The sequence below is a fragment of the Prevotellamassilia timonensis genome, from assembly GCF_900106785.1.
Classification (GTDB): Bacteria; Bacteroidota; Bacteroidia; order Bacteroidales; family Bacteroidaceae; genus Alloprevotella; species Alloprevotella timonensis.
The window spans coordinates 36327-51463 of record NZ_LT629830.1 but is presented as its reverse complement, the minus strand read 5'-3'; the positions used below and the strand labels follow the sequence as shown (position 1 = coordinate 51463).

General features: G+C 53.3%; 12 protein-coding genes. 6 read left to right on the top strand and 6 right to left on the bottom strand.

Annotated features, from left to right (window positions below; translation table 11 throughout):
- The first annotated feature begins 237 nt into the window (after positions 1–237).
- The 3 genes from sppA to BQ5453_RS00215 are packed head-to-tail and all read left to right on the top strand — an operon-like array spanning position 238 to position 3896.
- Complete coding sequence (sppA, locus tag BQ5453_RS00225; RefSeq protein WP_071121640.1) at positions 238–2016, top strand: signal peptide peptidase SppA; 1779 nt, start codon at positions 238–240, stop codon at positions 2014–2016.
- A 55-nt stretch (positions 2017–2071) separates the two neighbouring features.
- Positions 2072–3100, top strand: a complete 1029-nt coding sequence (gene lpxK, locus BQ5453_RS00220) for a tetraacyldisaccharide 4'-kinase (RefSeq protein WP_235859997.1) — start codon at positions 2072–2074, stop codon at positions 3098–3100.
- Positions 3084–3896, top strand: coding sequence for a purine-nucleoside phosphorylase (locus BQ5453_RS00215; RefSeq protein WP_071121638.1), 813 nt, complete (start codon positions 3084–3086; stop codon positions 3894–3896). Before lpxK ends, BQ5453_RS00215 begins: the two co-directional genes overlap by 17 nt.
- Positions 3897–4414: 518 nt before the next feature.
- Here BQ5453_RS00215 and BQ5453_RS00210 read toward each other — a convergent pair.
- The 4 genes from BQ5453_RS00210 to BQ5453_RS00195 all read right to left on the bottom strand — a co-directional run bounded on the left by BQ5453_RS00210 (position 4415) and on the right by BQ5453_RS00195 (position 7278).
- On the bottom strand, positions 4415–4810 hold the full coding sequence (locus tag BQ5453_RS00210; RefSeq protein WP_071121637.1) for a DUF2752 domain-containing protein: 396 nt from the start codon (positions 4808–4810) through the stop codon (positions 4415–4417).
- A 12-nt stretch (positions 4811–4822) separates the two neighbouring features.
- Positions 4823–5380: an AraC family transcriptional regulator gene (locus tag BQ5453_RS00205; protein WP_071121636.1), complete on the bottom strand. Its 558-nt coding sequence runs from the start codon at positions 5378–5380 to the stop codon at positions 4823–4825.
- Positions 5377–6369: a DUF4435 domain-containing protein gene (locus tag BQ5453_RS00200; RefSeq protein ID WP_071121635.1), complete on the bottom strand. Its 993-nt coding sequence runs from the start codon at positions 6367–6369 to the stop codon at positions 5377–5379. The genes BQ5453_RS00205 and BQ5453_RS00200 overlap by 4 nt, the downstream gene beginning before the upstream one ends.
- An 81-nt stretch (positions 6370–6450) precedes the next feature.
- Positions 6451–7278 carry an AAA family ATPase gene (locus BQ5453_RS00195; protein ID WP_071121634.1) on the bottom strand — a complete coding sequence of 276 codons (828 nt, stop codon included), beginning with the start codon at positions 7276–7278 and terminating at the stop codon, positions 6451–6453.
- Positions 7279–7539: 261 nt separating this feature from the next.
- Between BQ5453_RS00195 and BQ5453_RS00190 the strand changes: the two genes are divergently transcribed.
- The 3 genes from BQ5453_RS00190 to BQ5453_RS00175 all read left to right on the top strand — a co-directional run bounded on the left by BQ5453_RS00190 (position 7540) and on the right by BQ5453_RS00175 (position 12222).
- Complete coding sequence (locus BQ5453_RS00190; RefSeq protein ID WP_071121633.1) at positions 7540–10605, top strand: outer membrane beta-barrel protein; 3066 nt, start codon at positions 7540–7542, stop codon at positions 10603–10605.
- A gap of 198 nt (positions 10606–10803) precedes the next feature.
- The gene (locus BQ5453_RS00180) at positions 10804–11208 is read left to right on the top strand and encodes a BamJ family beta-barrel-assembly machinery protein (protein ID WP_022103244.1); all 405 of its coding nucleotides are present in this window, start codon (positions 10804–10806) and stop codon (positions 11206–11208) included.
- A 12-nt stretch (positions 11209–11220) separates the two neighbouring features.
- Positions 11221–12222 (top strand): acyltransferase family protein, encoded by a 1002-nt coding sequence (locus tag BQ5453_RS00175; RefSeq protein ID WP_071121631.1) that lies wholly within the window; start codon positions 11221–11223, stop codon positions 12220–12222.
- A gap of 97 nt (positions 12223–12319) precedes the next feature.
- On the opposite strand, the gene BQ5453_RS00170 is transcribed toward BQ5453_RS00175, so the two are convergent.
- On the bottom strand, positions 12320–12760 hold the full coding sequence (locus tag BQ5453_RS00170; RefSeq protein WP_071121630.1) for a heavy-metal-associated domain-containing protein: 441 nt from the start codon (positions 12758–12760) through the stop codon (positions 12320–12322).
- Positions 12761–12834: 74 nt separating this feature from the next.
- Positions 12835–15087: a heavy metal translocating P-type ATPase gene (locus tag BQ5453_RS00165; protein ID WP_071121629.1), complete on the bottom strand. Its 2253-nt coding sequence runs from the start codon at positions 15085–15087 to the stop codon at positions 12835–12837.
- Positions 15088–15137: the final 50 nt, after the last annotated feature.

Genomic DNA, 15137 nt, shown 5'->3' with positions numbered 1-15137 from the left:
CATGTGCAATTAGTGCACGTGAGTGTAGGTAGCTTTGAGTATATCTTACACTGCGTAATGTATTGAAAATCATGCTGTAACGCACAATTAGTGTAAGATGCAAGCAAAGTTTATGAAACTCTCTGACGCGTGTGCGCGCGAGGGTGGGTGCAAAATAAATCTTACGAAGTGTTGTAGTAAAAGCACAAACAGCTGCGTCAAATTGTGCAGTAACGAACAACAAAACAACCACAAATTATGAAACAATTTCTGAAGTACGTTTTAGCCACTATTGTTGGTATAGCTTGCATTAGCGTGTTCACCTTGGTGCTGAGCTTCATTGTGATGGGCGTTATAGCAGCCAGCAGTGATAGCAAGCCCACCATCAAGGACGGCACAGTGCTGCGCATCAGCCTGAGCGGCACCATCACCGAGCGTTCAAACGACAATCCGTTTGCCAAATATTTGGGCAACGATGCGGCCGACAACCAGGGCCTTGACGACATATTAAAGGCCATCAAGGTGGCCAAAACCGACGAGCGCATCAGCGGCATCTACCTTGAGGGCGGGGTGCTGAGCACCGACTATGCCACATTGCAGGAACTGCGTCATGCCTTGATGGACTTCAAACAGAGCAAAAAGTTTATTGTAGCCTATGCCGACAGTTACACCCAGGGCAGCTACTATTTGGCATCGACCGCCGACAAGCTGTTTGTCAACCCGAGCGGCATGATAGATTGGCATGGCATAGCCTCACAACCCATATTTTACACCGACTTGCTCAAAAAGGTGGGCGTAAAGATGCAAGTGTTCAAGGTGGGCACCTACAAGAGTGCCGTTGAACCTTTTATACTGACAGGCATGAGCGATGCCAACCGCGAGCAGGTGCAGTCGTTTGTGGGCAGCATCTGGCAACAGGTGTGCAAGGACGTGGCAGCTTCGCGCCGCTTGGCGGTGGACAGTCTCAATGCCTATGCCGACTGCTACACCACCTTTGCCGACCCCGAGCAGTATGTGGACACCCGCCTGGTTGACGATTTGGCCTATGACGACGAAGTGCGCCAGGTGTTGCGTGTTTGCAGCCAGCAGGAACAGGTGAACTTTATTGACCCGGCCCAGCTGGCCAAACTCGATGTGGCGCCCACCTCGGGCGATGGAGCCATAGCCGTGTACTATGCCGAGGGCGACATTGTGGACGAGGCAGCGCGCACCAACTTCTCAGGCGAAATGTCGCAAATTGTGGGCAGCAAAGTGGTGGCCGACCTTGACAAACTGGCCAACGACGACAAGGTGAAGGCTGTGGTGCTGCGCATCAATTCGGGTGGCGGCAGTGCCTATGCTTCGGAGCAAATGTGGCGTGCTATCCAGTTGCTCAAACAAAATAAACCCGTGGTGGTGTCGATGAGCGGCATGGCGGCTTCGGGCGGCTATTACATGTCGTGCGCTGCCGACTACATTGTGGCCGAACCTACTACCCTCACTGGCAGTATAGGCATATTTGGCATGATACCCGACGCCAGCGGCTTGCTGACCGAAAAACTGGGCTTGCACTTCGATGTGGTCAAGACAAACAAGGCATCAGACTTTGGTGCCATGGGGCGTGGCTTTAATGCCGACGAGGCTGCTGCCATGCAGGGCTATGTAAATCGCGGTTACCGACTCTTTTTGGACCGTGTGGCAGCTGGCCGTCACATGACCCCGATGCAGGTTGACCGCATTGCCCAAGGCCGCGTATGGACTGGTTCACAGGCGCTCGGCATCAAGTTGGTTGACAAACTTGGCACACTCGACGATGCCATTGCCGTGGCTGCCCAGCGTGCCGGCTTGAAGTCGTACTACCTCACCTCTTGTCCGCAAAAGTCGTCGTGGATTGACCAGTTCCTCGACAGCACCGTAAAGCGCGACTACATGGAGGAGAAATTGCAAACTGCCCTTGGCGAGTACTACCAGCCCTTGCGCTTTGTGGGCGGTTTGCGCAGCTTCGATGCAAAGAGCTGCGTACAGGCACGCATGTTCTATGTGCCGAATGTGAAGTAAACTCATTTAGAACACCCCATAAACGCGTAACCTTATCAAACTGTTATCCTACATATTGCCCCTTGTCACGGCACCGCTTTCACTCATTTGGGGGGCGGTGGCTGTGACGCGTGCATGGCTTTACGACCATGGGGTGCTTGCATCGCAAGGCTTCGGCGTGCCCGTCATCTGTGTGGGCAATCTGGCCGTGGGCGGTACGGGCAAGACCCCCCATGTGGAGTATTTGCTGCGTTTGCTGCACCACAATGGGTATAGCGTGGCCATGCTCTCGCGCGGTTATGGACGCCACACTAAGGGCTACATACTGGCCGATGCCGCCCGGCACGGGGCTGCCGACATAGGCGACGAACCCTACCAGATATTGCACAACTGCCCCTTTGCCACTGTGGCTGTATGCGAAAAACGCGTGTATGGCATAGCCCAACTGCTCAAGCTCAGCACGCCGCCCGACGTCATAGTGCTTGACGATGCCTATCAGCACCGCCAGGTCAGGGCCGGGCTTAACATACTGTTGACGTGTGCCAACCGCCTTTACACCCACGACCATTTGCTGCCATGGGGACGCTTGCGCGAACCGGCCTGTGCCGCCCGCCGCGCCCAACTGATAGTGGTGACCAAGTGTGCCGAAAATGAACGTCCGCCATTGGGCGTGGCACAAGGGCAACGCTTGTTTTACAGCCAGGTGCGTTATGGCGTGTTGCAGCGGCTCGATGGTTCAAACGTTGAACCCGAGGATTTGGCCTCTAAACGCGTGCTGCTGGTGGCTGGCATAGCCAACCCGGCACCGCTGAAGCAATATCTTGCACAAATGGGGGCAGAGGTGGCTTTGGCCGAATTTCGCGATCATCATACGTTTACGCTGGCCGATGCCAAATGGCTGTCGCGTTTGTGGCACACTAACAACTGCCAACTGGCGGTGACCACGCAGAAAGATGTGGAGCGCCTGCGGCAAATAGCGCATAGCCTGCCGCAACCATTAGTTGGTAGCTTGCTGGTGCAGCCCATTGTGGTGGACATTGAGCCGGCACGTACTGACGAAAAATTGTTCAACCAAACAATACTTGATTATGTTAGAGCAAATTAAAGAAACTGCTGCGTGGATTAAAGCCCACACGCAAATGCGTCCGCACACTGCCATTATTCTTGGCACTGGGTTGGGACATCTTGCAGAAGAAATCGAGATAGTAGATGAGTTTGCTTATAAAGATATTCCCAATTTCCCGGTAAGCACGGTTGAGGGACACAGTGGCAAACTGATATTTGGCCGTTTGGGCGACAAAAATGTGATGGCCCTGCAAGGTCGTTTCCACTACTATGAGGGTTACAACATGAAGCAGGTAACCTTCCCTGTGCGTGTGATGTATGAATTGGGCATCAAAACCCTCTTTGTGAGCAATGCTGCCGGTGGCATGAATCCTGACTTCAAGATTGGCGACCTCATGCTCATTACCGACCACATCAACTTTATGCCCGAGCACCCGCTGCATGGGCCAAACTTCCCTACGGGGCCGCGTTTTCCCGACATGCACGAAGTCTACGACCACAAATTGCTCGACATGGCACGCAGCATTGCCAAGGAAAAGGGCATTCGCACGGTGGAGGGTGTGTACCTTGCCACCCAGGGCCCGACCTATGAAACGCCGGCCGAGTATAAGATGTACCACACCTTTGGTGCCGATGCCGTGGGCATGTCAACTGTGCCCGAGGTGATTGTGGCCCACCATTGTGGCATTCGCACCTTCGGCATCAGCATCATTACCGACTTGGGCATTGAGGGCCAGATTGTGGAGGTGAGCCATGAGGAGGTGCAGCGTGCTGCCAATGCGGTGCAGCCGCTTATGGCTGAGATCTTCCGCGAGATGGTGCATCGCATTGATTAGGTTGATGGATCTGACGTGGTAGTATCTCGTTTATATTGTCATATCTTAAATTATTGTTGTACTGTACAACGTAAATATGCGAACGGGGTCAAGCGCCAAACGCTAGCACTAAGCGCTAACTCTAAACGCTAACACTAAGCGCTAACTCTAAACGCAAGTACTAAGCGCTACCACCAAACGCTAACTCTAAACGCTAGCACCAAACGCAAGCTCTAATGGGGGCGACGCGTCCCGCGTCGGGCTAAGGCAAAGGCTCACAGACAAACGTGTAATTAGCGTTGTCTGCGAGCCTTTATTTAGTGTATGAAATTGTCCCGACGCGAGACGCGTCGCCCCCATTAGAGATAGCGTTTGATGGTAGCGTTTGGTGCTTGCGTTTGGTGCTTGCGTTTGGTGCTAACGTTTAGAGCTAGCGTTTGATGCTAGCGTTTGATGGTAGCGCTTAGAGCTATCGTTTAGTTGTAGCGTTTAGAGCCTGGCCCCGTTCGCGTATTTGCGTTTAGCCGGACAGCAATACATTAAAGCACATTTCGCACAATGCCCCATGCTGTGAACAGCACAATGTAAAGCGTGATGGCCGTTTTGCCCTCGAATATGCGGCGCAATCGCCACTGGCGCTTGCCCTTGACGGCATATTCGGTGTACAGCACCGCCATAAGGTATGGCACAGAATAAACCATGAAGTAGTTGTAGCTCAAGGCTTCGGACAACCGGCCATGCAGCAGGGCGTGAATGGCACGTTGTGCGCCACAACCCGGGCAGTCGTAACCGGTGATTAGCTTGAATGGGCATTTGGGCACAAAAGTGTGGCCAACGGGGTTGACGCAATAAAGCAGCACGGCGCAGGTGATGAGGGTCAGTGCTGCTAACAGCTTGATGTGGTGGCGCACAAATTGGGCGAGTTGGTTAACCATGGCTTGTTTATCTTATAGCGTGTCGAGTGGCTGACGTTCGTGATGTCCACAGGCTTTATAGGCTGTTGGCGTCATGCCCGTGAGTTGCTTGAACTGGCGCGAGAGATGTGCCACGCTTGAGAACCCTGTGCGCCAGGCTATCTCCTTTATGCTCAAATCGTCATAGGTTATCAGTTCCTTAACATACTCCATGCGCTGCAACAGGTGGTACTTTTCGATGGTGCGCCCCTCGGCGGCAGCAAAGGCGCGGCTCAGGGTGGGGTAGTCGGTATGTATGGTTGTGGCCAGCCATTCGGACAATGGCTGGCTTGTGCACTTGTCGTGGCGGACGTAGGTCATTACCGATTGCTTGATGCGCTGTATCAACAGGTCGGACTTGTTTTCGACCAGGTCAAAACCTATGGCTATCAATGCCTGGCGTATTTGCTCTAATTGCGATTGGTCGGGGGTCTCGGCTATGTGTGCCTCGCCCAACGACACGCTATCGGGCGTGAGGCCGAGTTGTGACAGTGTGCTGGTGACGGCCATGATGCAACGGGGGCAGACCATGTTCTTAATGTGCAGTATCATGAGGCTGGGGGTGCAGGTTGTGCTGTAGTATCGGTTTGGGGATGGAGAGAGTCAATAAAGTCTTTAATGTCGGTTTGCACCCGTTTGTATTGCGGGCATTCGGTGTAGGTGGTGTGTTTGCGCAGCATCTCCTCAATGGCCGCTGTGGCATTTTGGTAGGCCGACAGCTCATTTTGCATTTGCACATTGTGCTCGGCCAGACGGCGTATTTCGCGCTCACGCTCGCGTCGCAACTGTTCGCACACCATGTTAAGCAGTGGCACGGCCACCCCGTCGCACAGGTCGTGTCCGCGCATGTACAGGTAGGTGGTTTCGGGCGTCAGTCCCAGGCGCAGCAGCTCGTTGCGCAGCGGCTTGTAGGTAGAACGCCCTTGCGGAAACTGGCGTTGCAGACGGGCTATTTTGGCATTGACAAGGTGGCGCAACTTTTCGAGCGTCTGTTCGGGGTGGTAAAAGTTGAGTTTGCCGAGCTGTACGATGTGGTAGAAGTCGAGCATGGAGAATTGCTTGTAGGTGCCGTAGCGGTAGCACCAGACGTTCCACACAAAGAGCGGCCAGATGGTTTGTGAGTATTGGCGCATAAAGCTCTCGAAGTCGAACAAGTGGTGGTCGTTGAGTGTGGCCATGACGCACACCTGCTGCATGGCAGGTGCGTAGCACTGGTAGTTTTCGATGGCATAGACGTAGGTGTGGAACACGTATGGGTTGTTGCACACCTCGGCCGAGGCCAGGGTGGCACCTTGCATCAGATAGTCGTAGTCGGCATCAACACAGGCAATCATACATTTGCCCAAACGCGGGCCAAGCTCGTTGGCCAAGGCTATCTTTTTGCCTTTGCACAACGAGGTGCGCGACGGCAGCATCACCTCAAAGTAATACTTGTCCGTTTCGAGCGGGCGCAGCAGATTGCTCCAAAAAAACACATCGTCGTAGCTCTCAACGTAGGCCACTATGCGCTCGCGGGCATGACGCCCGCCAAGGCGGTTCATGGCCGACACGTATGAGGAGTTGATGTTATCTTTCAAGCGTTTCACGGTGAAGGACTTTTGGGTTGATAAGGGAGAGAGAACTTAGACGGTAATGTCGCCCACTTCGGTCACGGCGTCCTCCCAACCGTCCATGATGAGGGCTGGCGAGTGGGTGGTGAGCACAATCTGTGCATTGGGGTTGAGCTCGCGCACAAGGCCGATGAGGTGCTTTTGCCACTCAAAGTGCAGACTGGCTTCGGGCTCGTCCATAAACAACACATAGTGCTGCTGGTCCTCGGTGAGCACGGTGAGCAGAATGAGCAGTATTTGCTTTTCGCCGCTCGACAGTAAATAGGGCGGCAACTTTTCGTCGTATTGTATGAACTGCAGTTCGTTGCTTTGACGGTCGATGCGTTTTCCCGTCTCGGCAAACAGTTCGTCCACAATGTCAAGAAAGCGCGTTTTAAGGTTGGCCGCAATGGCCGCTTTGTCGCGTGCCTCGGGGTCGCCGCTTGTGAGCAGGGCAATCATGCGGTTGCCCACATTAACTTGGTAGTCAAGGTAGCGGCGCTGCACCAGGTAGAGCTGCCAGTCGAGCTCGGTGACGATACGGGCATCGTTAAGTGCACCAATAGGCTCGGACGAGAGCATTTTGCGGTCGAAACTGCGTATGACGTCGTAGTGAATGCCTGTGGCATCGCTCGGGTCGAACTCCATCTTTACTCCAAAGCGTGTGTTGCCCTGTATGTCGCCGGTGGTAGGCACGGAGCGCAGATGCTGTATGAGGCGGTTGAGAATGGTGCTTTTGCCCGCTCCATTGTGTCCGCTCAGCACATTGACGTCGGGGCGCAAGTCCCACACAATGTGCTTGTGTCCGCTCCACAGGCTCGATATTTCGATGCGCTTGATGTGATTGGCTAATTTTATCATGGTAGTGCTCGTTTCGTTGTTTTATATATGTAAGCGTGTACAACAAAAGTAATGACATTTGTCGTAATGCGCAAGTGTGGGGCACGCTTTCGTCGACAGAATGAGTGGTTTCGTCGATTTTTAAGGTATTATAATACGATTGTGTTAAACCTTTGTACCAACTTTGCATCTCAATTACGTGTGCCGCTCATTGTGGCGCGCCGAATGGGACGGGCGAACGCCTGCTGCTAACATTGCAATAAAACAATACAACACACTTATATGAAACACAAGTTATTACTCTTCATGCTATCGTTTGTGATGGCCGCTGGGGCGATGGCACAACGCTATGTTGTGACAGGTACGGCAGTTGAGTCAAAATCGAAGAATGCTGTCGACTTTGCCACCGCGGTGCTACTGCGCTCAGACAGTACAGCTGTAACGGCTGCCACCACCGACGAGAACGGCATGTTCCGCTTTGAGCCTAAAGAGGCTGGCAAGTACATCGTAAAATTGTCGTATGTGGGTTTTAAGCCCCTTACGCGTAATGTGGAACTGACGGCTGAGGCCGACTCTGTGGGGCTGGGCACGCTGCTTCTGACATCGAACGACAAGGTGCTGGGCTCGGCTACTGTAACCGCCACCGCGTCACGCGTGGAACAAAAGGGCGACACGACCATGTTCTCGGCTTCGGCCTATCGTGTGCCCGCAGGCTCAACGCTCGAGTCGCTCGTCAAGCAGTTGCCGGGTGTGGAGGTGAGCGACGATGGCACCATAAAGTGGAACGGTAAAACCGTGCAGGAGTTCTTGATAAATGGCAAGGACTTCTTCAAGGGCGATACCAAAACTGCCATGAAGAACCTGCCCACCGAATTGGTGAGCAAAATCAAGGCTTATGACAAAAAGAGTGATTACACCGAACAAACTGGCATAGACGACGGTGAGGAGACAACCGTGTTGGACATCTCTACCAAACGCGAACTGAACGAGTCGTGGGTGTCGAACTTGGACGTGGCATACGGCAATCATGACCGCTATTCAACCCGTTTCTTTGGTACCCGCTTTACCGACAAGACGCGTGTGTCAACCTTTGCTTCGCTCAATAATACCAACGACATGGGCTTTGGCGGTCCGCGTGGCTTTGGCGGCGGTGGCGGTGGTTTGACGGCCACCAAGCGCGTTGGTGTCGACTTCTCGTGGGAGAATGGCAAAAAAAAGCGTGAGGCCGGTCGCTTGGAACTGGGCGGATTTGCCCTTTACAGCCACACGGGTACCGATGCGCTGAGCACAACAAACTCTGAAACGTTCCTTACATCGGGCAGCAATTCGTCGTTTGGCAACAGCAGCAGTTTCAGCGGTTCGCACAGCACCAGCGTGATGAGCCGTTTGCGCTTGGAGTGGAGCCCCGACTCGATGACCAACATCAATTTCCGACCCAGTTACAGCTACTCGGAGTCGCGCAACAGCGGTAGTTCGCGCTCGGCCACTTTCAACAGCAACCCCTACGACCTTGATGGCATGGTGAGCCCGCTCGACAGCATCTTTGCCAGTAACTATGCCGAGCGCAATCCCGAACTGGCGGCCATCATGGTCAATACCAACAAACGCCTGTCGATGGGTGACAGCAAGTCGCACAATGTCAGCGCCAACTTGAACCTCGTGCGCCGTTTGTCGAGCAACGGACGTAACGTGTCGTTGCGTGCCAGTGGCGGTTATACCAAGAGCGAGAGCCATTCGTACGCTATTTCAAACATTGCATACAATCCGGCGTCTGGCCAGACCAACAGCTATCTTAACCAGTACAGCACAACCCCTGGGCGCAACTACAACGTGAGCGCACGCTTGGGCTATGTGGAGCCTTTGGGCAAGAATTGGTTTGCCGAGGCCCGCTATCAGTTTAGCTACAAATATAACAAGAGCGACCGCTCGCGCTACAACTTGAACGAGTTGAACACAACAGATTTCCCCGGGTTGAGCGACTACGATGCCAGCTTTGGCAGTACTGACGAAAGTGTGCGCCCGTCACTTGGCTCGCTGCCCACTTCGGACGAGATACTGAACAAAGTGCGCGACGAAAACAACTCGCAGTATGCTACCTACAAATACACCGACCACACAGCCACCCTCGGCATACGTTACAACTCAAGTGCGGTGCGCTTTAATGCCGGTGTAGACTTTAATCCGGAGCATACCAAAATGGCCTATAACCGTCCGAGCCAGGTTGACACGGTGGTGGCCCGCAACGTGTTCAATGTGTCGCCGTCGGTGCGCTTGCGCTACAACTTTTCAAAAACCAACCGCTTGGAAATACGTTACCGCGGCTCGTCATCACAACCCTCAATGACCGACCTGCTGGCTGTGGTTGACAACTCCAACCCCTTGAGCATATCGATGGGTAACCCGGGTTTGAAACCATCGTGGAACAATTCGCTGCGCATCAATTACAATGGCTATAATGCCGACCGCCAGCAAGGCATGATGGTGGGCGTAGATGCCACGCAGACAAAGAACTCTATCTCCAACCGTATGGTGTATGATGCCAAGACCGGTGTGAGCTATTTCCGACCCGAAAACATCAGTGGCAACTGGGACGGCCGTGGCATGTTTATGTTCAATTCGGCCATCGGCAAGCAAAAGTTGTTCAACATCAACACTTTTACAAGTGTGAGCTATCAGAATGCGGTGGGTTATGTCAGCACCAAACCGAATGACCTGATTGTGACGGAGCAGACCTATGAGGGATACAGCAAGGTGTTTGAGCAGGCTGCCTCGCAAAAGAACACGACCAAAACGCTTGGCGTGGACGAAAACCTCAACCTCTCATACCGTTCAACCTGGTTCGATGTGGGCTTGCTTGGCAAACTCAACTATCAACATGCACGTGCCTCGGTGCAGCAAAATGCCAATATGGACACTTGGAACTTTGCTTATGGTGCCAATGCCAATGTCAACCTCAGCTTTGGGTTGAGCTTTTCAACCGATATTCGCATGAGTTCACGCCGTGGCTACTCTGATGCCTCGATGAACACCAACGAACTGCTGTGGAATGCACAAATAGCCCAGTCGTTCCTCAAGAACAAGGCTGCCACATTGAGCATTCAGTTCTACGATATATTGCAGAAGCAGAGCAACGTGAGCCGCATGATTAGTGCCACACAGCGCACCGACTCGTGGAACAACGCCATCAACTCATACTTCATGGTGCACTTCATCTACAAGCTGAACATCTTCCCCGGTGGCAGCAGCAAGAAGGGCGATGACAAGACCGACCGTCCGGGCCCGCCCGATATGCGTGGCCCCGGTGGCATGCCCATGCGCCCGATGGGCGGTCCAGGCGGACGTTTCTAATAGCATTTTCGAACACCTACTTATGGCGCAACCATTTGCCGGATATGGCAAGTTGGTTGCGCCTTTTGTTTGTGGTAATTATGGTGTGTTGATGAAACATTGCGTAACTTTGCAGAGCATGAAAGTTACATTGACCGCATGGAGGACGAGTGTTGATGAAACATTGCGTAACTTTGCAGCCATAACAATCACATTATTATGAGTAAGAAGACTGACTATAAACTGAAGAACGAGGCTTTCTTGGTTGACAAAAAGCAACAAGAGGGCGTGCACGAACTGCCTAAGGGCGTGCTTTACGAAATACAAAAGAGCGGCAATCCCCAAGGGCGCCGCCCCGACCTGCGCAGCGTGGTGTGCGTGCATTATACCGGTCGGCTGATAAACGGACGTGTGTTCGATGATTCGCGTCGCGACGGCATTCCCGCCGCCTTCCGCCTGTACGAGGTGATTGATGGCTGGCAAATTGCACTGAGCCAGATGCGCCCCGGCGACCGCTGGACCATATACATACCCTCGCAACTGGCTTATGGTAGCCGCACCGATGGCGACATACCGGGCAATTCGACATTGATATTTGACGTAGAACTGATAAGCATAGCTTGACGCGATAAGGAAATGAGTGAAATACGTTTGGCGCGTCAGTCTAACATGGAACTGTTGCGCATAGTGGCCATGCTCATGGTGATGGTGCTGCACACCGGTTATGCCTCGTTTGGCTATCCGCGTACGGTATGGCTTCAGGCAGAGCCCCTGCGTTGGCTCGGGCTGACCATGACCGAAGTGTACACCGTGGCGTGTGTCAACATATTTGTGCTGATAACGGGTTGGTTCGGCACCACATTCCGCACAAAGGGGGCTATGCGCCTGGCCATACAGCCTGTGTACGTCACCATTGTGCTTACCCTGTATGTATGGTTGGCCGGTTTGCCGCAGCCAGCTGGCGTGATGGGCTATGTACGTCCTATATGGAGCTATTGGTTTGTGTGCAGTTATTTAGTGCTTTACCTCCTTACGCCAATGCTTAATGCCTTTGTCGAAAAGAGCGATGAGGCCGCGCTGCGCCGTTTCTTATTGGTGTTCTATGTCATAACGATACCTTGCTCCTTTGTGTTTGCCGATTTGCAAAAGGGTTATTCGGCCGTGTCATTTGTAGGCCTCTATCTGTTAGGCCGCTATTTGCGCCTGTATGGTGCGGCGCGGTTGCAGCATTGGCCCCGTTGGCGTTTCATGGTTCTGTATGTTGTGCTAATGGGCACAATGGGCCTGGTAGGGTGGGGCGCAGGTATGATGAGCCAAACGTTTATGGGTGCGTTTGTACCCTTTGTGGTAGCCTACACCAATCCCATCACCATTGTTGCCGCAGGTGCCATGTTGTTATTCTTTTCACGTGTCAGATTGCAAAGCCGCCTCGTCAACTGGTTGGCAAGCGGTAGTTTTGCAGCTTATTTGGTGCATCAAAACATATTGGTGCGTAAGGAATACTATGCCTATATCCGCCATTTGGCCGACGTCATACCCTCTACGCCCTTGTTTATGTTGGCAGTGTTGGCTTCAATCGTGGCAATATATGTGATAAGCACATTGGCAATACAAGTAGTCATCAGAATGGTCAAATAACAGCAAACTGCTGACATTGAAGCAGAGGCCCTCACACTGACAATATAAATTGTGCAGTGTGAGGGCCTCTGGTGTCAATAAATATAATCAGCCAATGCTATTTGCCGCAGCAGCTCTTAGCCTTGTCGCAGCTCTTAGCCTTGCCGCAGCCCTTGGCCTTGCCGCATTTGCTTTTGCCGCACCGCTTGTTCTTGTTGCAGGTAGGCTGTTTGTTGCATTTCACGTTGTATTTGCAGCGCACATCATCGTCTGATGCAGCCACAACTCGCACGTAGTAGCCAATCTTCTCAAGCGCCTTGATGAGTTTGGCCACGGTTGTTTTGTCTTCGTCATATTTTACCGTCACCATTTGACGTGGCACATTGGTCACAATATCTTTCACGCCTTTCTCAAAGCGCAAAGCCTTCTTTATCTTGGCCTCGCAGTTGCTGCAGTGCATTTGGGGCTGAGTGGTGAATACCACCGTTTCGATGTCCTTGGCCAGAGCCAGCGAAGTGCTGACAACCAGCATCATGATAAAGGTCAAAAACTTCTTCATTGTCCAGTTGTGTATTAAAGGTTTGTAATCAATTCAGATGTGTCGATTGGGCATCGACGGGTTCCTAAGCCGCATTATAGTTTTCCCATGCCGCTACGCAGAGAGTTCGCCACCACGCTCACACTGCTCAGAGCCATGGCCGCGCCGGCAATCATGGGGTTGAGCATGAAACCGCACAAAGGGTATAGCACCCCGGCAGCAATGGGCACGCTTACAACGTTGTAGAAGAAAGCCCAAAACAAATTCTCCTTGATGGTGCGCACCGTGCGGTTCGACAGTCTGATAGCCTGGGGCAGACGCATGAGGTCCGATGTGAGCAGCGTCATCATAGCTGTGTCGATGGCAATGTCGCTGCCTCGTCCCATAGCCACACTCAAGTCGGCCTGTGCCAGGGCAGCACTATCGTTAATGCCATCGCCCACCATGGCCACCTGGTGTCCGGCAGTTTGCAAGCCTTTCACAAAGTCAGCCTTGTCGGCAGGCAGCATACGCGCCACGTAATGGTCGGCCCCCACTTGGGCGGCTACAGCAGCGGCGGTGGCTTCGTTGTCGCCAGTGAGCATGTATGTGCTTATGCCCAAAGCCTTTAGTTCGCTCACAGCCTTGGCCGATGTGCTTTTAAGCTCATCATTCAGGGCCACCAGCGCCACCACATGCTGTTCATCGGCCATGGCCACAATGGTATAAGCCTTGTGCAGCCAACTGTCAATCACATTGCGTTGTGCGGTGGTAAAGATACGCTTTTTGTCCTGCATCAGCGTTGTGCTGCCTATTAAAAAATGTTGGCTGCCAACCACTCCTTCAATGCCGTTGCCCGGCAGAGCCGCAAAGTGGGTCACCTCCAGCGGCTCCGCCCCTTTGAAATGTTGGCAAATGGCCTCGGCCAAAGGGTGTTCAGACCGGTGCTCCAATGCGCATAGCACGGCCGCCAATCTCCCGTTGTCTTGTGCAAAATGAGTGTCCACCACCTCGGGGTGCCCTATGGTGAGGGTGCCTGTTTTGTCGAGCAGCACGCAGTCGATGCGGCGGGCCGTTTCAAGGCAAGTGGCGTCCTTAATTAAAATGCCATTGTTGGCCCCTCGTCCCATGCCCACAATGATGGCAGTAGGTGTGGCAAGTCCCAACGAGCACGGACAAGCTATGACCAATACCGACACCATGGCTATCAAACCATGCGTCAGCCCATTGTCGGGCGACAACACCAGCCATGCCGCCAGACTAAGTAGTGCAATGCCAATGATGGCAGGCACAAACATCGCCGCAATGCGGTCGACCAGCGCCTGCACGGGCACCTTGCTGTTTTGAGCATTCTGCACCATGCGCACAATGTGAGCAAGCAATGTGTCGGTGGCAGCCTTTTCGGCGCGGTAGCGCAAAGTGCCATTCTTGTTGATGGTGCCTGCCATGACACGTTCGCCAAGCGTTTTGCCCACAGGTGTCGGTTCGCCGCTCAGCATGCTTTCGTCCACAGTCGAAGTGCCTTCCGTCACCACGCCGTCCACAGCAATGCGCTCACCGGGACGTGCCATCAGCACATCGCCGGGCTTCACATCGCCAATGCTTTTGGTGCGCTCAGTGCCGTTGGGCATAATGGTAATAACCTGTTTGGGTTGGAGTCCCATCAGCTTGCGTATGGCATTGGTCGTGCTGTGTTTGGCACGTGCCTCGAGCATACGTCCAAGCAGAATGAAAGCCGTAATAACCCCCACACTGTCAAAGTAGAGGTGAGGCTTCATGCCGTGTGCTGTAAACCATTGTGGAAAAAACAGATTGAAGAAACTGTACACGTATGACACGGTAATGCTCAGCGCCACCAAGGTGTCCATGTTCGATGTGCCATGTTTAAGCAACCGCCATGCTGGGGCATAGAAAGCCCGTCCGAACTTCCAAAGCGAGAAACTTGCAAGGAAGAACAGTGCCACCTCTTGTCCGCTGAACAAACCAGGCATCAAACTCAGCACCAGTAGCGGAACGGCCGTCAGCACAGCGCCATAGGCCAAACGCTTGGTTTGCTGCAGTTTGCTCATTTCGGCTTCGGCGGCTTTGTCCACAGCCTGTGTGCCTGCCGTCCGACAACTGTTTTCGCCGCCACCGCCCTCGGTTTCGGCCTCCTCCACCACCAGTTCAAACCCCATGCGTTCAACCGCCTGTTGCAGGTCGGTGGGTGTGCATTGCGCATTGTCGTAAGTAACTTTGGCCACATTCATGGCCAGACTGACATTGACCTCGGCTACGCCCGCCACCGAGCGCAGTGCTTTGTCAACGTGTGCCGAGCACGAGGCACAGCTCATGCCCTTTACGGGATATGTTTGGGTGATAACAGACATAATGTACTTATATATATTGCGTTGATGAAAGTCTTGGTTATTGGGTTGAC

Bases quoted from the DNA above. Each gene is read 5' to 3' on its own strand.
- BQ5453_RS00175 (WP_071121631.1), top strand. From the start codon at position 11,221: ATGAGTGAAATACGTTTGGCGCGTCAGTCTAACATGGAACTGTTGCGC.
- BQ5453_RS00195 (WP_071121634.1), bottom strand. From the start codon at position 7,278: ATGATAAAATTAGCCAATCACATCAAGCGCATCGAAATATCGAGCCTG.
- sppA (WP_071121640.1), top strand. From the start codon at position 238: ATGAAACAATTTCTGAAGTACGTTTTAGCCACTATTGTTGGTATAGCT.
- BQ5453_RS00205 (WP_071121636.1), bottom strand. From the start codon at position 5,380: ATGATACTGCACATTAAGAACATGGTCTGCCCCCGTTGCATCATGGCC.
- BQ5453_RS00210 (WP_071121637.1), bottom strand. From the start codon at position 4,810: ATGGTTAACCAACTCGCCCAATTTGTGCGCCACCACATCAAGCTGTTA.
- BQ5453_RS00190 (WP_071121633.1), top strand. From the start codon at position 7,540: ATGAAACACAAGTTATTACTCTTCATGCTATCGTTTGTGATGGCCGCT.
- BQ5453_RS00215 (WP_071121638.1), top strand. From the start codon at position 3,084: ATGTTAGAGCAAATTAAAGAAACTGCTGCGTGGATTAAAGCCCACACG.
- BQ5453_RS00165 (WP_071121629.1), bottom strand. From the start codon at position 15,087: ATGTCTGTTATCACCCAAACATATCCCGTAAAGGGCATGAGCTGTGCC.
- BQ5453_RS00180 (WP_022103244.1), top strand. From the start codon at position 10,804: ATGAGTAAGAAGACTGACTATAAACTGAAGAACGAGGCTTTCTTGGTT.
- BQ5453_RS00200 (WP_071121635.1), bottom strand. From the start codon at position 6,369: ATGAACCGCCTTGGCGGGCGTCATGCCCGCGAGCGCATAGTGGCCTAC.
- BQ5453_RS00170 (WP_071121630.1), bottom strand. From the start codon at position 12,760: ATGAAGAAGTTTTTGACCTTTATCATGATGCTGGTTGTCAGCACTTCG.